Here is a 20,590-nt window from a genome sequence, read left to right as displayed (position 1 = left end):
ACCTATGGGGGCAAGAAGCCACACCGTCAGCCTTATTTAAAGCGATAGGTGATTCGGCCTTTGGTCAAATCATAAGGCGTCAGTTCCACCAACACCTCATCACCGGCAAGAACACGAATGCGGTTTTTGCGCATTTTTCCGGCCGTATGTCCAAGCACTTCATGCCCATTTTCAAGCGTCACGCGGAACATGGCGTTCGGAAGCAATTCCGTTACCGTGCCGCGCATTTCCAAAATTTCTTCTTTCGCCATGTTTGTTCGAATTTCTTTTCATCTGAGACAAGGAATTTGCGCCATAAATGAGTGAGACGGCGACGAAATGCAAGCGTCACACGCTTTATGGGCGATGAAAGTGCTTAAAGATGCCCCGGTGCAGCCTCTTTAAACCGTGTTTCGATGCGCGTTATCAGGCCATCACGCAAGCCCCGATAAGCATCCAGACGCTGATCACGATTGCCTTCCACAAGGGTGGGATCGACCGTGGGCCAATATTCCGCCAGACAGGTGCCGTCCCGCGTCATCTCCATTGCCCGATGATGGGCTTCCGGGGTCAGCGAAACAACCAGATCCACCGCAATGTCTGGTAAACTCGCCAGGCTCTGCGGTTCATGATCCGATAAATCAATGCCGACCTCATCCATCACGGCCACAGAAAACGGGTCCAGAAACCCCGCTTCCAGCCCCGCCGAAGACACCGCAATCCGGTGCCGGGAATGACGATAAAGCAAGGCCTGCGCCATGGGGGATCGCACCGCATTGCGATTGCATAAAAACAAAACGCTGCGCGGGGAATCGCGCTGTATGGCATCGGCATTGGGCGGGGATGAAACCATGCCCTATCCTCGAATATGCAAAACGCAAATCAGCGTAAAAAGGCGTCGGGCCGTATTTTGATCCACCCGTACCTTATCGTGCAAACGCTCCATCAAGAGGGCCGAGCCATCATTGTGCAAGCCGCGCCGCCCCATATCGATGGCTTCAATTTGCGATGTACTGGCGGTTTTGATGGCCTGGAAATACGAATCGCAAACGGTGAAATAATCCCGGATGATCCGACGGAACGGGGTGAGTGGCAGACGAAACGACTCGAGGAAATTTCCCGCTTCATCGGACAGTTCAAACAATAACCGCCCTTCTTCCACCCGCAAATGCAACCGGAACGGCCCTTCATAATCGTCGGGCAGTGCGATCACCGGATCGAAAAGATTGTGCTCCAGCAGATCAAAAATGGCCACTCGTCGTTCATGGTCCACATCATTGCTCCAGCGCACAATGGTGGATTCATCAAGAGTCACGTCGATCAGACGACGGGATGTTTCGCCCTTTTTTTCAGTCATTGATTATCCTGCTTGCGGCTGTTTTCGCCGTCTGCCCCTTGGTCAAGGCGGATGGAAACCGACTGTGCGTGAGCCCCCAATCCTTCCGCGCGGGCAAGGCGAACCGCCGCGGGGCCAATACGCGCCAAACTATCACCGTCACAGCCAATGAACGTGGTGCGCTTCATGAAATCAAGCACCGATAATCCGCTTGAAAAACGGGCCGCACGGGATGTGGGCAAAACATGGTTGGGGCCCGCCACATAATCCCCAACCGCTTCCGGTGTATACCGCCCTAAAAACACGGCACCTGCATGGCGAATACGGGCAAACAAAGCATCGGGGTCCGCCACCGCCAGTTCCAGATGCTCCGGTGCCAACCGGTCCACAAGGGCGGGGGCCTGCATAAGATCATCCAGCACAATCATCGCCCCATAATCGCGCCAACTTGCCGAGGCGATATCCCGACGATCCAAAGACATCAATTGCTGCTCGATTTCATCGGCCACAGCACTGGCGAAAGCGGCATCGTCCGTAATCAGGATCGACTGCGCCACCGCATCATGTTCTGCCTGGCTCAACAGATCAGCGGCGATCCAGGCCGGATCATTATCGCCATCGGCCACCACCAGAATTTCCGATGGTCCGGCAATGGTATCGATGCCCACCCGGCCAAAGACCTGCCTTTTCGCTTCCGCCACATAGGCATTGCCCGGCCCGACAATCTTATCCACCGGCGCCAGACTTTCGGTCCCATAAGCCAAAGCCGCCACCGCCTGTGCACCACCAATGCGATAAAGTTCATCCACACCGGCCAGATCCGCCGCGGCCAGAACCAAAGGATTGATCACCCCGTCCGGTGTTGGAACCACCATCACAAGGCGCTCAACGCCCGCCACTTTCGCCGGCAGGGCATTCATCAAAACAGAGGATGGATAGCTGGCCATGCCGCCCGGCACATAAAGCCCCGCCGCATCAATGGCAGACCAGCGCACGCCCAATCTGACCCCCGCTTCATCTATATAGCTGTGGTCTTGCGGTTTTTGATGGGCATGGAACGCCTTGATCCGCTTGGCCGCCAGCGCCAGCGCGTCCAATGTTTCCCTGTCGCATTTGGCCCGCGCCTGTGCAATTTCGGCCGCATCAATACGCAGATCGTCCGCCGAAATATCCAGCCGATCAAACCGGGCCGTATACTCCAGCACCGCCGCATCTCCGCGCCGCGCCACATCGCTCAGGATGCCATCCACCACATCACGGACCGAATGTGCTTCATCGCGCTTCTGGTTCAAAAGCGCTTCAAACTGCTGATCGAAATCAGGGTCCGCCCTAAGGAGTTTACGCGGCATCGGCGGCCCCCAAGGCAGTCTGGAACCGTTCGACCCAGCCGCCCACCTGATCGGGATAGGTTTTAAAGGCTGCCCTGTTCACAATCAGCCGCGAGGTGATCTGCGTCAGCACCGCCACTTCGCGCAGGCCATTGGCGCGCAAGGTAGAGCCGGTGGACACCAAATCAACAATCCGCGGGCACAAGCCAAGGGCCGGGGCCAATTCCATCGCCCCGTTCAGCTTCACACATTCCGCCTGCACACCACGAGCTGCGAAATACCGGCCGGTAAGATTTGGATATTTGGTCGCCACCCGCACATGGGACCAGCTCTGAGGATCATCCTCGCGGGCCAGATCTTCCGGCTCGGCCAGCGACAAGCGGCAATGGCCGATCTTCAGATCAAGCGGCGCATAAATTTCGGGATAATCGAATTCCATCAACACATCATTGCCGGCAATCCCCAAATGCGCCGCACCAAAAGCAACAAAGGTGGCCACATCAAAGGCCCGCACACGGATGATTCGCAAGCCGGGTATATTTGTATCGAATTGCAGTTTGCGGCTGCCCGGATCATCAAAAGCGGCTTCCGGCTCGATCCCCGCAGCCCGCACCAATGGCATGGCCTCTTGCAGAATTCGCCCCTTGGGCAAAGCCAAAACCAGATCGGACTGTGGTTGATCAGCCGAAATCAATTCAGATTGTGCGGGCGGTACAGATACCATGGGCGCTCTCCATCAAAGGGTGCGGCTTTTTACCTTGCACCGCACAAAAGGTCCATGGCCAGCCAAAAAACGGGGTCAATCCACCGCATGGGATGGGGTGCGAAGGGCGGCCCATGCATTGGACAGATCTTGCAGCACCACTTCGATACATTCCGCCTCCAACCGAATCGTGCCACCCCCTGCGAAAACAAGCTCTATAGTGGCGGCGCCGTCTTCGCCCATCTTGGTATTGATGGCCAGCAATTCCACCACTTTTTGTTTGTCGCCAAGGGAAAGATTGCGGAACTGCGCCCGCAAGATCCCGTCAAAATGCAGCCCGGCACGCACCCTTTCGCCGCGCGCCTTGCGCCGCGGGGCATCTTTGGCAACTTTTTCCCAGCGGAACCGGTTGGCCACCACCGCAAAGCGGTGCGCTTCAGGCAGCCACGCCATATCGTCGATCCGCAAAACGCTATCTTGCAAAACTGCGGAAATAACCGAAAGATCATCTGCGCTACGGGCAATAAGTTTGAGTTTTTCTGTCATAAGGCAACTTTGGGCAAAAGAACGAAAAATCTCAAGCGGCAACACGTGCCACATCGGCACCAAGCCCCAAAAGTTTTTCTTCCAGCCGCTCATAACCGCGATCCAGATGATAAAGCCGGTGCACTTCCGTTACACCACGGGCCGCCAAACCTGCCAAAGCCAATCCCATGCTGGCCCGCAAATCCGTTGCCATCACCGGCGCACCTGTCAGCGATCCCACACCGCGAATCCGGGCGGTAGAGCCAGACACCGAAATATCGGCCCCCATTCGCGCCAATTCCTGCACATGCATGAAGCGGTTTTCAAAGATCGCTTCGGTAATGACCGATTCGCCTTCGGCCAAGGTCATCAACGCCATCAACTGGGCCTGCATATCGGTGGGGAAACCCGGATAAGGATGGGTGGTGCATGCCACAGGGCGCAGCGGCCCTTCCCGCGAAACACTCAAACCCGCATCGCTCTCGGCAATATCAACACCGGCTTCCTTCAAAATATCGCACAAGGCCTGCATGGACGCGGGCTCGGCCCCTGCCAAGGTCACACGGCCACCGGTAATGGCCGCCGCCACCGCATAAGACCCGGCTTCAATCCGGTCCGCCATGCAGCGATGAGTGGCCCCTGAAAGGCTGGCTTGCCCCATGATCCGGATGCGCGGAGTGCCCAAGCCTTCGATGGTCGCCCCCATGGCCTTCAAGCACTTTCCCAGATCGACAATTTCCGGCTCGCAAGCGGCATTTTCCAGCACGGTTTCGCCATTGGCCAAACAGGCCGCCATCATCAGATTTTCCGTCGCTCCCACCGATATTTTGGAGAAAGCCACACGGCCACCGCGCAAACCACCGCGCGGAGCGCGGGCAGCCACATAGCCTTCATTCAATTCAATTTCGGCACCCAGCGCCTTTAGCCCGTCCAAATGCAGATCAATGGGACGGGTGCCAATGGCGCACCCGCCGGGCAAGGACACCCGGGCCAGCCCTTCGCGGGCAAGAATCGGCCCCAGAACCAGAATCGAGGCGCGCATCTTGCGCACAATATCATAAGGGGCGGTGGTATCGGTGATATGCGGGGCTTCCAGCGCCAAAATCCGCCCATAGGGGCGGCCATTGCCCATCGCCCCTTCGATGGTCACGGAGGCACCATGATGGTTCAAAAGATCGCCCATGGTGGCCAGATCCGCCAGCCGGGGAAGATTGGACAAGCGCAGGCGCGCATCGGTTAAAAGGCTGGCCGCCATCAAGGGCAGCGCCGCATTTTTCGCGCCTGAAATCTGAACCGTTCCCGACAGCTTCTGGCCGCCACGCACTATGAGTTTATCCATAAGGGCGATAGTATCCTTTCATAGGGAGACGCAGCGAATGCCACGCCCGATGCCCTTTGTATATCGCCTTAGATGGGCACAGGCATGGCCAGAAAAAGGTGAGAGAAAGGCCGCTTTCAAAGCTTGGGCAAAGTCACGCCGCGCTGGCCCTGATATTTCCCCAACCGATCCGCATAGGTCACCTCGCACGGCTCGTTGCCTTGCAAAAACAGGAATTGGCACGCCCCTTCATTGGCATAAACCTTGGCGGGCAGCGGTGTGGTATTGGAAAATTCCAGCGTTACATGGCCTTCCCAGCCCGGCTCCAAAGGGGTCACATTGACGATGATGCCGCAGCGCGCATAGGTGGATTTGCCAAGGCAGATCACCAAAACATCCTTGGGGATGCGGAAATATTCCACCGTGCGGGCCAGCGCAAAGGAATTGGGGGGAATGATGCACACATCGGTGGTGCGATCCACAAAGCTGTGGGGCGAGAAATCCTTGGGGTCCACCAAGGCATTATCCACATTGGTGAAAATTTTGAACTCGTTGGATACCCGCGCATCATAGCCATAGGAGCTCAGGCCATAAGAAATCGTCCCCTCACGGCGCTGACGATCTTCAAACGGCTCGATCATGGCCTCAGAAACGCTTTTCTCACGAATCCAGCGGTCGGACATGATGGACATCAGCGCGGGCTCCCATATGGTTTTCAATCTTTATAAAGGCCGCTTTTAAGCCAGCAAAAGCACGGCGACAAGCCTATGCTGCCGTACAACCTCTTAAAACAGGGCCATGACAAATCCTTATTCACAGGCCAAACTCCTCCGCATCTAACAGGGCGATACCAGGAGCAGGCGTGAAACAGAACCCGGAAACGCAAGAACCGCAAAACGACCAGACGGGCCCTTTGGCGCGGCGCTTGGCCGCCTTGCCCTCCTGGTTGTCGGAAGGGCTGGGCATCGGGCTGCCCTCGATACTCTTGCTCGTTATCGCCTTTTACGCGGCGTTCCAATTCGTTGAACCAGCCCCGCCCAAGCATCTGACCATCCTCGCCGGTTCAAAAGGCGGCACCTATTCCCTGATGGCTGCACGCTATCGGGAGGCGTTGGCCAAAAGCGATATCGCGGTAACGATCGTGGAAACCGCAGGATCGCAAGACAATCTGGAGCGATTGGCAACAAGCGACCCTGATGACGCCACCATCGCCTTCGTGCAAGCCGGTGTGGCCCCGCCCATTGATGCCCCCAAACCCCTTGAAGCGCTGGCCAGCCTTTATTTTGAACCGGCGTGGCTGTTCTTGCGCAATGATGTGAAAATTCAGGATGTGCGGGATCTGGAAGCCCTGACCGTCGCCATTGGGGCTGCGGGATCGGGAAGCCGGGCTTTGGCTGCGGAGCTATATCGCCTGAATGGCTTGCCGGTCCCCGATACCGCCCTGAGCCATTTAAGCGGCAATGAGGCGGTAACAGCGTTGATTTTAGGCCAGGTGGATGCCGTGTTCACCGTTGGCGGGGCGCAAAGTCAGGATATTGATGACATGTTGCACCAAGATGGTGTGACCCTTTTCAGCCTGCCCCGTGCTGCGGCCTATGCCCGAAAATTTGGCTATGTACGAGCGCTGGACCTGCCCGAAGGAGCCGTGGATCTGGCACGCAATATTCCGGCACAAAACACCCGGTTGATCGGCACCACCGCCCAATTGGTGGCGCGTCGGGATTTACATCCGGCCTTGGTCGACAGGCTTTTGATGGTGGCAAATACGATTCATGATCAGGCAGGATTGTTTGAAACCGCCGGACAATTTCCCTCGCCTTATATGCTGTCCTTGCCCTTGAATGATGAAGCGGCGCGGTTTCACCGCCGTGGGCCATCTTTCCTGCAACGGATCCTGCCCTTCTGGGCGGCGACGATGCTGGATCGCTGGCTGGTGATGGCCCTGCCTTTGCTTACCTTGTTGATCCCCTTATTGCGCATTGTGCCGCCGCTTTATTCCTGGCGCATAAAGGCCCGCATCAGCCGCCCCTATAAAGCCTTGCGGGCCATTGAAAAACGCGCCGCCCACCAAGACATCCACAAGGACAAGGCTTTGGCCGAATTGGATGCCATTGAAAAAGGTCTGGGCACACTCTCCGTGCCCCCCACCCATGCGGGCGAGCTTTATGCGCTGAAATTCCATATCCAGATGCTGCGCGATTCTCTTGGAGAGCCGAAGAAGGAAAAGCCGCATACACAGGATCCCGAAGCGGCTGACGCTACAAAGTCATAAATCTCAGGGGGTGGAAGGCTGCCCGCTTTCCAATTCCAGCGTGGCTTTTGAAAAACCGCCGATATCGCAGTGAAACCCGGCGCGGGTGGTGATCTGATCCAACTCGGCACATAATTGCCCCAGCGTTGGTTCATAGCTGAAATAATCATGGAATTTCAGTTGTGGGCATTGATATTTCAAATGCATCACGATGTCCGCGCCCTCGCTCATCTCCAGCAAAATCTTGCGATCATCCAGAATATGGATGGCGCTTATCTGACGGGTGCTGACACAATTCCCCACACTTTCTTCCGCATCGAACGGATCGTCTGACGCCCCGCTTTGACGATCACTGCTTGGGATATCCTGTGCCATTGCGGCTTGTGCGAAAACACCAAGAGCGCAGCAAAGGACAAACAAAATAGGGAATCGGTCGATCATCGGACGCAGTCTCCACCTCCTGCCAAATATCCAATAAGCGCGCTTAAGGTTGAACCGAAGATGAACCACGGCGCCCATTCTTTGTGGATTGGATCAAATGAAAAAGCCGCCGCTCCCGCTGCCCGATTGCAACCGCGAAAGCGCCGCCGAATAATTGGCGAGTTGGCTTTGCAAACGGGTCGGGACAACGCCACTGGCGCTGCCGCCCAATTGATCCCCCAAAGTATCAAGAATACTGGGAGACAAAGAGCGAAAGGCGCGTTGGGACGTGTTGATGGCCTCTTGTATTTGCGTCAGGGTGAAAGCGGCTGTTTGCCGATCTTGAAGCCCCAATGGCCCATCCAGTTTGAAGGCAAACACTCCACCCAGATCGGATTCGGTGCTGGAAGAATTCCGGTCGTCATCATCATCGAGATTGAACAGCGCATCAGTTCCCAAAAGCCGTTGGGATTTTAACCCCAATTTCCCCAGAAGATCGCTGCTGCCCTCTCCTGCGATCAGATCCACCGAAGCAGAGCCATTGGCGCGAATCACCAGCTTTCCATTGCTGCCATCGGCAGAAACATCGCCCCGAAACGACAAGCGATTGATGCGCCGGGCGATATCGGAAAATGTATCGCCCTCGTTCAAGGTGATGCGGCGCTTCCTGCCTCCGTCGATCGAAATATCGAAATAGTCCCCCGCCTTTGCGGTGGTTTGGCTATCGACACTGCGCGTTTCAATCCGGTCTACGGTGCCCGCGGGCAGCCCAAGCGCATCCAGCACCGAAGGGCCGGTATTGGTAAAGGCAATGCCCGTGGCTTCATTATTGGTCAAAAGCAGGCCGAATTGCTGCACCTGTTCGATGGCTCCGGTGGCCATATCAATGCGCGTGATAAACGCATCTGTCGGGCCTTCACGGCCACCAGCCTCCAACGCCCCGCGGGTGCTGCCCACGACGAATACCGAACTTGCCCCCACGGCAATATCGTTGATCCTGTCAAACGCTTCCGTGCCCACAAAGCTGATGAAATCCGCATCGGCAGAAGAACCGCTGTCCGTAAGTTTCAAAACGAAACCGTCCGTATCGCCGGCAAAGTCTTTGGCAATGCTCGCCGCTGTGCCGGTAAAGCCGGAATTTGACGTGCTGCCTGCCAGAAAAATATTGCTGCCCGATACCCGTAAACCGCTAATGGCCCCGCTATTGTTGATCTGCCCCAGATCCTGTTCAAACAAGATATTGGAAAAATCGTTCACATCCACCTTGCGCAAAACGGCGCGGCCATTGTCGATAGAGGCCAGCAAAATATTGCCGTCTTCCGCGATGGCCACCGCCTCGCCACGCTCGGTTGTGGCTGATCCGATCAAGGTTTCATCAACCCGCTGCCCCGAATCCCCGTCAATCTTGAGCAGCATCACATCACGGCCACCATTCGATGGCGTTGCCGCATTGATCGCCCCGTCACTAAAGCCGGTGAGAATGATATTGTCATCCGCATCGATCGCGATGGCGGCGGGCTTGTCTTGGGCAACGGTATCCAGCTGATAGGTGAAAATCCGGTCGCCACGCGCACTGAATTTGGTGACAAAACTATCGGTGCCCGAAATCCGGGTATTGTCCCCCAGATTGTCTGTGGTGCTGCCTGCGATGATCACATTATCCTGGCTATCCACCGCCAGTGAAAAGGCTTCGGCATTGGTGGCGCTGCCCAAAAGGCGGGAGAAGACCACATTGCCCAATGTATCGATCTTGGTGAGAAACACATCCTCACCGTCGGCCGCCAAATTCTGCTGATTGCCAAAATCGCCCGAAGAGGTCCCCAGCGTGTAAATAAACCCTTCGCTATCCACCGCCACCGCCGCTGTGGTGGTGGCCGCCGCAACGGGGCCGGCCACATCGTCTTCATCTTCGGGCGGGGTCAATTCCGCAATCCGGGTAGCACGGCTATCGATGCCGACAATTTCGGTGCGGGTCGCTTCAACAATGGCTCCCGCCACATCATCGAACCGTGTTATCCGCGATTGTTCCGGATCATCACCACGCAAGGCCGTGCGATTGGTGGTCACAAACAGGCTTGGCTCCGATACAGCAGGAACCAGACGCACTTCCTCGAACAAAGAGGTGCGCACTTCGATGGCATGATCGAAATTATCATCGGTCTTGATACCGAAACGGGTAGTGAATTTCGGAATCGGATCGCCATTGGCCCGCAAAATCGGGTCGCCACTGCTATCGGTGGCGGGCACGGCGGTAATTTGCGTGTTGATATGATCCACCACCACATTGATCGACAATGGCCCCTCGATGTCGGCCAAATCGACGTCGATATTGAACGATTCGTCAAAACGCTTGATGACGACGGTGAATTTCTCGTCACCCACAAGGCTTTCGATGGGATCATCGCGGCTGCCCAAAGCCACCGCCTGGCCGGTAAAGGTTTGCTGGTCCGTGCCGATTTCAATGGGTGATGTGGTGCTGGACGTGCGTTGCCCCGCCAGCAAGGTGAGTTTGTCCGTATCGGCAGACCCGATATAATCGGTGATTTCTGCCAATCCGGCCTGAAATTGTTCGTTCAAGCGGGCAAGATTGGCGGCAGATGTGTTCTCGTCGGCCGCGACTTCCGCCAACGTTTCCAGCTTTTTAAGGGCATCGAAGATCACAAAAGACGCCCGCTCATCAACGCCCACGCCCACCGAATCAACACCGGGAGCCTGTTCATCGATGAAGCTGGTCAGCCTGCGCACCTCATTAAGGCGACGGTCCAGTGATTCGCTTTCCTGGGAAAGCTGCCAGGGCGGGATCACCGCAGGATCGCTGCTTTGGCCCTGCAATTGGGCAGCGGTCAATGGTGGCTGAAACGCCAGAACGGACAGATCAATAGGCGTGATCTGAGGCAAAAATGCCGATTGTCCGCTGCCTATGGAAAAGAACGCCATGTCCTGTCGCCCTGATAAATCCGATCAACCATGAAGCATAATCCGTCTATCCTTAAGACTTGGTTTACACTTTCATATTGTGCCGATGGTTTACATCCCGACCACCCCCAAGGCCATAGCCGCATCCGGCCTATGGCGCATATTTCACACGCGCATGGTTGCGCGCCTTGCCGGTGACGGCTACATCTGGACGGCATTAAAATGGAATTTGTCGAAAGCGACGATCAATGAGCGCACTTGTCTTCCTTGTTAATTCGGCCATCGGCATCTTTAAACTCATTCTGATTGTCTGGGTGATTACCAGCTGGCTGGTGGCCTTCAATGTCATCAACACAAGAAACCAGTTCGTTGCCTCGCTGATGGAGTTTCTCTATCGCGTAACCGAACCTGCCCTGCGGCCGATCCGCCGGATCGTTCCTGATTTGGGCGGCATTGATATTTCCCCCCTGATCCTGCTCTTGCTTGTGCAGGCCATACAGATTTTCTTCAATGACAGCATCGTCCCCTTGCTTTACGGCTATTGAAATCTTTGACCGGCGCCCCGACGGGGTGCGCTTTTCGGTCAAGCTGACACCCAAGGCAGCATCCAATATGCTTGACCGGGTTGAGCTTGATAGCGATGGGGCCGCGCGCCTGCGGGTCTGCGTGACGGTGGCACCGGAAAAAGGTAAGGCCAACAAAGCATTGATCGCCTTGCTGGCAAAAGAATTCAGCCTGCCCAAAAGCACCATCCATATTCAATCCGGCGACACCGCGCGGCTGAAAACCCTGCATATAGATGGCGACCCGGATCATTTAATCGACCAACTTTCACGGGCCATGACACGTATGAGCCTTGGTATTTGATCCTCCCCTAACGCGAAAGCGCAGATCAATGGCACAGCTTATCGACGGTAAGACATTCGCCGCAAATTTACGCCGGACCATTGCGGGTCAAGTGGCGCAGCTTAACCGCGGTCACGGGATCACACCGGGGCTGGCGGTGGTGCTGGTGGGAAACGATCCGGCCAGCGAGGTTTATGTGCGCAACAAAGGCAGGCAAACGATCGAGGTGGGCATGCAGTCCTTCGAGCACCGCTTGCCCCAAAATACCGATGAAGCGCAGGTGCTGGATCTTGTGGCCCGGCTCAATGCCGATCCAAATGTGCACGGCATTCTGGTGCAGCTTCCCTTGCCAGACCAAATCAATAGCGCCCATGTGCTTGCCGCCATTGACCCCAAAAAGGATGTGGACGGTTTTCATGTGATCAATGCAGGATTGCTTGCCACCGGCGGCAAGGGTCTGGTGCCTTGTACCCCCCTTGGTTGCATGATGATGCTGCACGATCATTTGGGCGATCTTTCCGGCCTTGACGCTGTGGTGGTGGGGCGCTCGAACATTGTGGGAAAACCCCTGGCCCATTTGCTGCTGGCGGCCAATTGCACCGTCACCATTGCCCATTCCCGCAGCCGCGATTTGCCCGATATCTGCCGCAAGGCCGATATTCTGGTCGCCGCTGTGGGCCGCCCGCGCATGATCAAAGGCGACTGGATCAAACCCGGCGCCACGGTGATCGATGTGGGCATCAACCGCATCCCGGCCCCTGAAAAAGGCGAAGGCAAATCCCGGCTGGTGGGCGATGTGGATCTTGCATCGGCCCAAAAGCATGCCGGAGCCATCACCCCCGTACCGGGCGGCGTTGGCCCCATGACCATTGCCTGCTTGCTGGCCAACACCCTGACCGCCACCTGCCGCATCCACGGCCTCGACCCATCAGACCTTGATGCGCGATGACCAGAACAAAGCCCCCTATCCTTGGGGTTTGCCTTGGTCGCAAAATGCGTTAAGGGCCTGTATCATCGCAACACCGATCCGGGGTCTTTATGCTTGAGATTTTCATCAGCGCCTTTGTCACCTTCTTCGTGGTTATCGACCCCGTTGGCATTGCCCCTGTCTTTGCCAGCCTGACCGAGGGCGCCAATGCTCGGCATAAGCGCCTGATGGCCATCAAGGGCACATTGATTGCCGTTGCGATTTTGCTGTTCTTCGCGGCTGTGGGCGAACCGTTCCTATCCGCTTTGGGAATTACGCTGGATGCGTTGAAGGTGGCGGGCGGGGTGATGCTGTTCTTGATCGCCCTTGAAATGGTGTTTGAAAAACGCACGGAACGCCGCGAGAATTCCGCCGAACGCAGCCATCAGGAACATCTGGAAGATATTTCCGTTTTCCCCATCGCCATCCCGCTTCTGGCTGGGCCGGGGGCCATTGCGTCGATCATTTTGTTGATGGCCAGCCATGAAGGCAATTATTTGGCCCAAGGCACCATTCTGGCCGCCATCGGCGCAACCTTGCTGCTCACCCTGTTCGCTTTTTTGGCGGCCAGTAAATTGATGGCGGTGATGGGCAATACAGTCTCCACCATTATCTCGCGGGTTCTAGGGATCATTCTGGCGGCCTTTGCCTCCCAATTCATTATGGACGGCATCCGCAATTTCTTTCTCGCATAAAGGACCGCGCCGCCTTCACCCGGCCATCAAGCAATTGTGCGCCTATATTGTCTTACGGTTGGAACAGCAACGGCTTAGGCTCGTTTATCGAGTATATCGAGCAATGGAGCCCGCCTTATGTCCCGCATCCCCGCCCTTGCCTTCTTATCTGCCGCCGCTCTTTGCGCCACTGCTTTGTCGCCCAGCGCCCAAGCAGGAGATATCTATCTTACCGCCTTTGGCGGCCTGAGCCTGCAACGCGACCAATCCAGCCTGCGGACCGACAACAGCACCTTTGAAGCGGCGCGTATGGATTTCGATCCCGGCTTTGTGGTGGGTGGTGCCGTAGGCTACCGTTTCGACAATTTCGGCTTCGGCAATGTGCGGGTGGAAGCGGAATTATCCTATCGGGAAAACAGCATTGATAGTGGTTTCATCACCAGCCAGCCCGGTGCTTTGTTTACCGGCGACAACAGCTCTATGGCGGGCATGGCCGTCGTTTATTATGATTTCACCGACATTTCCCGCCGCTTTGTGCCTTATGTGGGCTTGGGCGCAGGATTGGCCGGTGTGGAATCCGATGTCTATTTCACCAATGGCACCGGTGGCCGCACCGAATTTGGCGGCCCCACCGACACAGAATTTGCGTGGCAAGCGATTGTCGGCATGGCCATCCCCATCACCGAACGGTTCGACTTTACGGTGGATGGACGCTTTTATTCCACGGGCCGCCCCGATTGGCTGACAGTGACAGAAAATGGCAATGCCACCGGACGTTTCCGCTCGGAATTCGATGCCTGGCATCTCAATGCCGGGGTGCGCTTCAAATTCTGAAGTACATCCCGGATTTTCTGATCGTGGCTTTGGCCGTTCAGGCCCCTCTACGGGCCAGAAGGCGCAGGCGCAGGGCATTGAGCTTGATAAAGCCCTCCGCATCGCGCTGGTCATAGACCGCATCTTCCTCGAAGGTCACATGCTCTAAGCTGTAGAGCGATTTGGGAGAGCTGCGGCCCACAATATGCACTGCCCCCTTATACAGTTTCAGACGCACGGTGCCTTCCACATGGCGCTGGCTGTGATCGATGGCCGCTTGCAGCATCTCCCGTTCAGGGGTGAACCACAGACCATTATAGATCAACTCCGCATAGCGCGGCATCAGCTCGTCTTTCAGATGGGCCGCGCCGCGATCCAGCGTGATCTGCTCGATCCCGCGATGGCCCGCCAGCAAAATGGTGCCGCCCGGCGTTTCATAAATGCCGCGCGATTTCATGCCCACAAAACGGTTTTCCACCAGATCCAGCCGCCCGATACCGTGGATACGGCCCAACTCATTCAAGGCGGTCAACAGCTCGGCAGGGGACAAAGCCTTGCCATCCAAAGACACTGCATCCCCCCGTTCAAAACCGATTTCAATGATTTGCGGGGTATCGGGAGCGGCTTCAGGCGAGCCGGTGCGGGAATAGACAAATTCTTCCGCTTCCACCGCCGGATCTTCCAGCGCCTTGCCCTCGCTTGAGGTGTGCAGCAAATTGGCATCCACCGAAAAAGGGGCTTCGCCGCGCTTGTCTTTGGCCACCGGAATTTGATGCTGTTCGGCAAATTCGATCAGCTTGGTCCGGGAATTGAGATCCCATTCCCGCCACGGCGCGATCACCTTGATATCGGGCTCCAGCGCATAATAGGAAAGCTCAAAGCGTACCTGATCATTGCCCTTGCCGGTGGCCCCATGACACACGGCATCGGCGCCGGTTTCGCGGGCGATTTCAATCTGGCGCTTGGCAATCAGGGGGCGGGCAATGGAGGTGCCCAAAAGATAAAGCCCTTCATAAAGCGCATTGGCGCGCATCATCGGGAACACATAATCGCGCACGAATTCCTCGCGCAGATCTTCGATATAAATGTCCTTGATGCCCAGCATTTCCGCCTTGGCGCGGGCCTCTTCAAGCTCGGCCCCCTGGCCCAGATCGGCGGTAAATGTCACCACCTCGCAGCCATAGGTCGCCTCCAGCCATTTCAGAATGACGGATGTATCAAGACCACCGGAATAGGCGAGGACAACTTTTTTGGGCGCGGATGCGGACATAACAAAAACCCTTACAGCAGAATGGACCAATGAACTGTTGTCCTAGGCCATCCCTGCGCCCATGAAAAGGGGCTTTGCCTACCAGACCCCGGTGTTTTCCATAGAAGCCCATGGTTCTTTCGGGGCCAATGGTTCACCATGTTGCAATAATTCGATAGAAATCCCGTCTGGCGAGCGCACAAAGGCCATATGCCCATCACGCGGCGGACGGTTGATGGTCACACCCGAATCCATCAGGCGCTGGCAGGTCGCATAGATATCATCCACACGATAGGCCAGATGGCCGAAATTCCGCCCGCCCTCATAGGAATCGGGGTCCCAATTATAGGTCAGTTCCAACAAAGGCGCATGGCGCTCTTTGGCTTCATCCACATTGCCCGGCGCTGCCAGAAAGACCAGCGTAAAACGGCCCTTTTCATGGTCCACACGCTTTACTTCCACCAGCCCCAGCTTGGCACAATAAAAATCCAGTGACGCGTCCAGATCCGTAACACGCACCATTGTATGAAGATATTCCATCGCCATGGGCCTTCTCCGGTCAATCCTGTGTGGCAGCGGCCTGTTCGCGCAAAATCTCGCTTTTGCGCTTTTTCTCGCTGGCTGATTTCAACTGACCGCAGGCGGCCATGATGTCGCGGCCGCGCGGCGTGCGAATGGGGGCGGAAATGCCCGCTTTGAACACCAGATCGGAAAACCGCTCGACGCGATCCCAATCGGAACATTCATAAGGGCTGCCGGGCCACGGATTAAAGGGAATGAGATTCACCTTGGCAGGCAGCTTGTAACGGGTCAGCAGCCGCACCAGTTCCCGCGCATCGGCATCGGAATCGTTGATATCCTTGAGCATGATATATTCAAAGGTAATGCGCCGCGCATTATGGGTGCCGGGATAGGCGGCACACGCTTCCATCAATTGCTCAAGACGATATTTTTTGTTGAGAGGCACGATCTCGTCACGGGTTTCATTGTTAACCGCATGCAAAGACACCGCCAAATTGACGCCGATTTCTTCGCCGCAACGCAGCATCATCGGCACCACACCCGCCGTTGAAAGCGTGATGCGGCGGCGCGACATCTGGATGCCTTCCTTGTCCATCACGATCTGCAAGGCTTTTTTGACATTGTCGAAATTATAAAGCGGCTCGCCCATGCCCATCATCACGATATTGGTGACGCGGCGATTGTCTGTGCTGGCAGGCCATTCACCCAGATCATCACGGGCCACCATCATCTGCGCAACGATCTCGCCCGGTGTCAGATTGCGCACCAGACGCATGGTGCCGGTATGGCAAAACCGGCAATTCAGCGTGCATCCCACTTGGGAAGAGATACACAAAGTGCCGCGATCTTCATCGGGGATATAAACCGCTTCCGCTTCCGAACCATCATCAAAGCGCAGCAGATATTTGCGCGTCCCGTCGTTGGAATATTGTGCGTCAACAATCTCCGGACGGGAAATGCGAAAGGCCTCGCCCAAACACGCCCGCACCTCTTTCGCCACATTGATCATGGCATCGAAATCCGTCACCCCACGGTGATAGACCCAATTCCAGATCTGCTTGGCCCGCATATTGGCCTGCCGTTCTGGCACGCCGATCTCGATCAGGGCAGCGCGCAGTTCATCGCGCGACAGACCAAGAATATCGCGGCGCGGATCGGTGTTTGCCGCACGGGGAGAAACCACCGGCACCACGGGTCCGGGGCTGGCCATCGGCGCACCACTATGCGCGCTATCGGGAGCGGTCTGGGTCATGTCATCTATCTCTTTGGCTTCAAGGGCCGTGCTATACTGCTTTTGAACGGCAAATGCGAGCCTTGCGCACAAAAACCCTAGCGGCTGCACGCCCGGCCAATGGCATTATGGGCAGCGGTAAAGCCCGACAGCGAATAGCGGTCGGTGGTTTTGGTCCCCCGTGACGATTCACCTTCAACGATCAAGCTGTTGCCCCGACGCATGGCCGTCACCATTTTCGCATCGTCTTTCGAGGTATAAAGCCACGCCCCATCCCCTTGTGTGAACAGGCTAAAACGCGATTTTCCGTCCACCACCGCTTTTGCTTCCACACCGGATTTAAACGGATAACCCACCACCACATTCACCTGATCGCGCACATCGGCCTGCGGGCGGTGGGTGATGGTGATATAAATATCGCCACGCCGCACACCATCCTTATTGGCTTTCCACGATTTCGGCACCGACACCATATAGCACATCTGCTCGCCATTGGGCTTCTTCAAGGTAAAGGCATCCCAATCATTGAACCCGCCAATCAGGTCGATTTTATCCTGCGCAAACGCCGCTTTGGGAATCGCCAGCAAAAAAACACTAAGGCTTATGGCCAGAAAGGACATCGGGTTCGTCTTCAACATGGGCGCTCTCTCCAAAACCGTGCGGCCTGATTTGGCCATCGTCATCCCGTCTATCACATAAGATCCGGGCTTTTACCACATAGGGGCCGACACACATCTCCTCAAGCCCTCAGGATTTGATCTTCGGGCTACCATGCACATGGACCGGAGCACGCTCCACAGGCCCGCCCGATTGCACGGGACGTGGCGCAAACCGGCCCAATGTCATCAGCCGATCATACATAACAATCGCCCCGGCCGTTGCCACATTGAGCGAAAATCGTGTCGGGATCTTGACCACATAATCACAGCGATCAAGCGTATTTTGAGGCAAGCTCATGCGCTCGCCCCCCAAAATATAAGCCGCATTAAGTGGGTGATGAAAAGACGGCAGATCGATGGAATCATCGGTCAGTTCCACCCCCACAAGGCGACAGTCCTTTGGCAGGGCCAGTTTTTCAAGGCTGTGATATTCAAAATAGGGCAGCGTTTTGGCAGACCGGGCCGTATCCGCATGGCTGTCATGGCCCACTTCGCCGGCTTCCAACCGTGGCGAAATGGAAAACACAAAAGACGCGCCAAAGCCATGCGCCGTGCGGATCAGATTCCCCATATTTCCGGCTTTTGAAGCCCGTTCAATTCCGATTGCAAAATACCCGCGCATCGCTTTGCTTTTATCCAATCTTTTCTGGCCCGGGATGCCGCCCCCTCTTATCACGGCATCGCGCCTTGACGTTCTGTGCAACGCAGCATAGAGCATAAAACAAGGGATTCATTCAAAGGGAAAGGAACGCCAATGGCCAGCAAGCTATATCAAAGCGCTGCAGAGGCAATGGATGGGCTGCTATTTGATGGTATGACCATTATGGCGGGCGGTTTTGGCCTGTGCGGCATTCCGGAAAATCTGATTCTTGCCATCCGTGAGCATGGCACCAAAGATCTGACCATCATTTCCAACAATTGCGGCATCGACGAGTTCGGATTGGGCATCTTACTGGAAACCCGCCAGATCAAGAAAATGATCAGCTCCTATGTGGGGGAAAACAAAGAATTCGAACGCCAGTATCTGAACAAAGAGCTGGAGCTTGAATTCAACCCGCAAGGCACTTTGGCGGAACGCATCCGCGCCGGTGGCGCAGGCATTCCCGGCTTTTATACCAAAACCGGTGTGGGAACGCTGGTGGCCGAAGGCAAGGAACACAAGGATTTCAACGGCGAAACCTATATTCTGGAAACCGGCCTCACCGCCGATCTGTCCATCATCAAGGCATGGAAAGCCGATGAGCAGGGCAATCTGGTGTTTCGCAAAACGGCGCGCAATTTCAATCCCATGATGGCGATGGCAGGGCGCACGACCGTTGCCGATGTGGAAGAGATCGTGCCGCTGGGCGATATCGATGGCGATGCCAATCACACGCCGGGGATTTTCGTACAGCGCATCGTCAAAGGCACGTTCGAAAAACGCATCGAACAACGCACCACCCGCACCCGTGCGGCCTGAGTCATTCATAAGGAGGCAATTTATGGCCTGGACACGCGAACAAATGGCTGAACGTGCGGCTAAGGAACTTGAAGACGGCTTTTACGTCAATCTCGGGATCGGTATTCCCACTCTGGTGGCGAATTTCATTCCCGAAGGCTATGACGTAACGCTTCAATCGGAAAACGGCATGCTGGGTATGGGGCCTTTTCCTTATGAGGGGGAAGAGGATGCCGATCTGATCAATGCCGGCAAGCAAACCATCACCGAATTGCGCCGCACCAGCTATTTCGACAGCGCCACCAGCTTTGCCATGATCCGGGGCGGGCATATCGATCTGTCGATCCTTGGCGCCATGCAGGTATCGCAAAAAGGCGATCTGGCCAACTGGATGATTCCGGGCAAAATGGTGAAAGGCATGGGCGGGGCCATGGATCTTGTGGCCGGCGTTAAAAGAGTGGTGGTGATCATGGACCACACGGCAAAAGACGGCAGCCCCAAGATCCTCAAACAATGCGATCTGCCTTTGACCGGTGTTGGCTGCGTTGATCGCATCATCACCAATCTGGGGGTATTCGACATTACAGACAGCGGGTTGCAGCTTGTGGAACTGGCCTCTGACGTGACCATTGACGAAGTGCGCCAGAAAACCGAATGCGACTTTAGCCTTGCCGACACACTGGCTGCCTAAGGAAGGCCGGCCCAGATAAACCCATAAACCGCCCCGGCCGGTTCAATCCAACCGGGGCGATTTTGTATTAAAGACCGGTCTTGTCAGCCGCCATTAGCCTTTATCGGCCACATCCAGCAGTTCCAGCTTGAAAATCAGGGTAGAATTGGGCGGAATGCTGCCACCGGCACCACGGGGGCCATAAGCAAGCTCCGACGGGATAACGATTTCCCATTCATCGCCAACGGACATCATAGGCAGGATTTCCACCCAGCCCGGGATCAGCCGGTCGCTAGGAAATGTCGCGGGCTGGCCACGCTCATAAGAGCTGTCAAACACCGTGCCATCGGTCAGGCGGCCTTCATAATGCACCGTCACCACATCCCCGGTTTCAGGGCTGATGCCATCGCCTTTGGAAAGAACCGTATAAAGCACACCGCTCGGGCTGCGCTTGATATCGCCGCCGGAAGAGGCATAGTCCGACAGATAGGCCATCTGGCTCTTGCGCCATTCAGCCATCCGGGCCGCCACAGTCTCGGCATCGGTGGGAGCCGTGGTTTCAGCCATCTGGCCTTGGTCTTCGGCCGTGCTGCTCTCTGCTGTTGCCGCTTCTTCGGTGGCCGGTGCCGAAGCATCGCTCTCATCTTCGCCACTGCCACAGGCGGACAAAGTCAAAGCACCAAGCACCAACACTCCGGTTGCCAGGCGTCTCCATGGGGAACTGGTCATCTATGATCCTCTTTCA

General features: G+C 56.1%; 24 protein-coding genes. 8 read left to right on the top strand and 16 right to left on the bottom strand.

Going from position 1 to position 20,590, the window contains the following annotated elements:
* Window positions 1–32: 32 nt before the first annotated feature.
* From infA to dcd, 8 genes are all read right to left on the bottom strand, one after another.
* Window positions 33–251, bottom strand: a complete 219-nt coding sequence (gene infA / locus IEX96_RS04360; RefSeq protein WP_150000100.1) for a translation initiation factor IF-1 — start codon at window positions 249–251, stop codon at window positions 33–35.
* Window positions 252–355: 104 nt separating this feature from the next.
* On the bottom strand, window positions 356–832 hold the full coding sequence (locus IEX96_RS04355) for an arsenate reductase/protein-tyrosine-phosphatase family protein (protein ID WP_150004413.1): 477 nt from the start codon (window positions 830–832) through the stop codon (window positions 356–358).
* 3 nt (window positions 833–835) lie between these two features.
* Window positions 836–1,336, bottom strand: coding sequence for a UPF0262 family protein (locus IEX96_RS04350; RefSeq protein ID WP_150004412.1), 501 nt, complete (start codon window positions 1,334–1,336; stop codon window positions 836–838).
* Complete coding sequence (hisD, locus tag IEX96_RS04345) at window positions 1,333–2,664, bottom strand: histidinol dehydrogenase (protein ID WP_150004411.1); 1,332 nt, start codon at window positions 2,662–2,664, stop codon at window positions 1,333–1,335. The genes IEX96_RS04350 and hisD overlap by 4 nt, the downstream gene beginning before the upstream one ends.
* On the bottom strand, window positions 2,654–3,367 hold the full coding sequence (hisG, locus tag IEX96_RS04340) for an ATP phosphoribosyltransferase (protein ID WP_150004410.1): 714 nt from the start codon (window positions 3,365–3,367) through the stop codon (window positions 2,654–2,656). The genes hisD and hisG overlap by 11 nt, the downstream gene beginning before the upstream one ends.
* Window positions 3,368–3,442: 75 nt before the next feature.
* Window positions 3,443–3,892, bottom strand: a complete 450-nt coding sequence (locus tag IEX96_RS04335) for a DUF2948 family protein (RefSeq protein WP_150004409.1) — start codon at window positions 3,890–3,892, stop codon at window positions 3,443–3,445.
* 31 nt (window positions 3,893–3,923) lie between these two features.
* Window positions 3,924–5,210: a UDP-N-acetylglucosamine 1-carboxyvinyltransferase gene (murA, locus tag IEX96_RS04330; RefSeq protein ID WP_150004408.1), complete on the bottom strand. Its 1,287-nt coding sequence runs from the start codon at window positions 5,208–5,210 to the stop codon at window positions 3,924–3,926.
* Between the two features lie 116 nt (window positions 5,211–5,326).
* Window positions 5,327–5,881: a dCTP deaminase gene (dcd, locus tag IEX96_RS04325; RefSeq protein WP_150000094.1), complete on the bottom strand. Its 555-nt coding sequence runs from the start codon at window positions 5,879–5,881 to the stop codon at window positions 5,327–5,329.
* 170 nt (window positions 5,882–6,051) lie between these two features.
* Between dcd and IEX96_RS04320 the strand changes: the two genes are divergently transcribed.
* A complete protein-coding gene (locus tag IEX96_RS04320; RefSeq protein WP_188873520.1) occupies window positions 6,052–7,461 on the top strand; it encodes a TAXI family TRAP transporter solute-binding subunit in 1,410 nt (469 codons plus the stop codon).
* Between the two features lie 3 nt (window positions 7,462–7,464).
* On the opposite strand, the gene IEX96_RS04315 is transcribed toward IEX96_RS04320, so the two are convergent.
* Both IEX96_RS04315 and IEX96_RS04310 read right to left on the bottom strand, forming a co-directional pair.
* Entirely contained in the window at window positions 7,465–7,881 is a 417-nt protein-coding gene (locus tag IEX96_RS04315; protein ID WP_150004405.1) for a hypothetical protein, read from the bottom strand.
* A 93-nt stretch (window positions 7,882–7,974) separates the two neighbouring features.
* Window positions 7,975–10,797, bottom strand: coding sequence for an NHL repeat-containing protein (locus IEX96_RS04310; protein ID WP_150004404.1), 2,823 nt, complete (start codon window positions 10,795–10,797; stop codon window positions 7,975–7,977).
* A 227-nt stretch (window positions 10,798–11,024) separates the two neighbouring features.
* Here IEX96_RS04310 and IEX96_RS04305 point away from each other — a divergent pair, with 227 nt between their 5' ends.
* From IEX96_RS04305 to IEX96_RS04285, 5 genes are all read left to right on the top strand, one after another.
* Window positions 11,025–11,321, top strand: coding sequence for a YggT family protein (locus IEX96_RS04305; RefSeq protein WP_150004403.1), 297 nt, complete (start codon window positions 11,025–11,027; stop codon window positions 11,319–11,321).
* On the top strand, window positions 11,287–11,643 hold the full coding sequence (locus IEX96_RS04300) for a DUF167 family protein (protein WP_150004402.1): 357 nt from the start codon (window positions 11,287–11,289) through the stop codon (window positions 11,641–11,643). Before IEX96_RS04305 ends, IEX96_RS04300 begins: the two co-directional genes overlap by 35 nt.
* A 28-nt stretch (window positions 11,644–11,671) precedes the next feature.
* Window positions 11,672–12,571 carry a bifunctional methylenetetrahydrofolate dehydrogenase/methenyltetrahydrofolate cyclohydrolase FolD gene (folD, locus tag IEX96_RS04295; RefSeq protein WP_150004401.1) on the top strand — a complete coding sequence of 300 codons (900 nt, stop codon included), beginning with the start codon at window positions 11,672–11,674 and terminating at the stop codon, window positions 12,569–12,571.
* Between the two features lie 89 nt (window positions 12,572–12,660).
* Complete coding sequence (locus tag IEX96_RS04290; RefSeq protein WP_150004400.1) at window positions 12,661–13,284, top strand: MarC family protein; 624 nt, start codon at window positions 12,661–12,663, stop codon at window positions 13,282–13,284.
* A gap of 117 nt (window positions 13,285–13,401) precedes the next feature.
* On the top strand, window positions 13,402–14,097 hold the full coding sequence (locus IEX96_RS04285) for an outer membrane protein (RefSeq protein ID WP_150004399.1): 696 nt from the start codon (window positions 13,402–13,404) through the stop codon (window positions 14,095–14,097).
* Window positions 14,098–14,134: 37 nt separating this feature from the next.
* Here the strand turns inward: IEX96_RS04285 and IEX96_RS04280 are convergent, their stop codons facing one another.
* The 5 genes from IEX96_RS04280 to IEX96_RS04260 all read right to left on the bottom strand — a co-directional run bounded on the left by IEX96_RS04280 (window position 14,135) and on the right by IEX96_RS04260 (window position 18,359).
* A complete protein-coding gene (locus IEX96_RS04280; protein ID WP_188873519.1) occupies window positions 14,135–15,346 on the bottom strand; it encodes an argininosuccinate synthase in 1,212 nt (403 codons plus the stop codon).
* A 78-nt stretch (window positions 15,347–15,424) separates the two neighbouring features.
* Complete coding sequence (locus tag IEX96_RS04275) at window positions 15,425–15,865, bottom strand: VOC family protein (protein WP_150004521.1); 441 nt, start codon at window positions 15,863–15,865, stop codon at window positions 15,425–15,427.
* A gap of 19 nt (window positions 15,866–15,884) precedes the next feature.
* Window positions 15,885–17,099: a dual-specificity RNA methyltransferase RlmN gene (gene rlmN / locus IEX96_RS04270; protein WP_229773522.1), complete on the bottom strand. Its 1,215-nt coding sequence runs from the start codon at window positions 17,097–17,099 to the stop codon at window positions 15,885–15,887.
* A gap of 77 nt (window positions 17,100–17,176) precedes the next feature.
* On the bottom strand, window positions 17,177–17,716 hold the full coding sequence (locus tag IEX96_RS04265) for an invasion associated locus B family protein (protein ID WP_150004398.1): 540 nt from the start codon (window positions 17,714–17,716) through the stop codon (window positions 17,177–17,179).
* Window positions 17,717–17,825: 109 nt separating this feature from the next.
* Window positions 17,826–18,359, bottom strand: coding sequence for an RNA methyltransferase (locus IEX96_RS04260; protein WP_150004397.1), 534 nt, complete (start codon window positions 18,357–18,359; stop codon window positions 17,826–17,828).
* A 132-nt stretch (window positions 18,360–18,491) separates the two neighbouring features.
* Between IEX96_RS04260 and IEX96_RS04255 the strand changes: the two genes are divergently transcribed.
* Window positions 18,492–19,196, top strand: coding sequence for a CoA transferase subunit A (locus IEX96_RS04255; RefSeq protein ID WP_150004396.1), 705 nt, complete (start codon window positions 18,492–18,494; stop codon window positions 19,194–19,196).
* A 22-nt stretch (window positions 19,197–19,218) separates the two neighbouring features.
* Window positions 19,219–19,866 (top strand): CoA transferase subunit B, encoded by a 648-nt coding sequence (locus IEX96_RS04250; RefSeq protein ID WP_150004395.1) that lies wholly within the window; start codon window positions 19,219–19,221, stop codon window positions 19,864–19,866.
* Between the two features lie 93 nt (window positions 19,867–19,959).
* Here IEX96_RS04250 and bamJ read toward each other — a convergent pair whose 3' ends face one another.
* Window positions 19,960–20,574 carry a BamJ family beta-barrel-assembly machinery protein gene (gene bamJ / locus IEX96_RS04245; protein ID WP_150004394.1) on the bottom strand — a complete coding sequence of 205 codons (615 nt, stop codon included), beginning with the start codon at window positions 20,572–20,574 and terminating at the stop codon, window positions 19,960–19,962.
* Between the last annotated feature and the right edge of the window lie 16 nt (window positions 20,575–20,590).

The organism is Iodidimonas muriae, assembly GCF_014647255.1.
Classification (GTDB): domain Bacteria; phylum Pseudomonadota; class Alphaproteobacteria; order Sphingomonadales; family Rhodothalassiaceae; genus Iodidimonas; species Iodidimonas muriae.
Note: the sequence above shows the minus strand (reverse complement) of the source record. Positions and strands in the feature narration are given on the sequence as shown.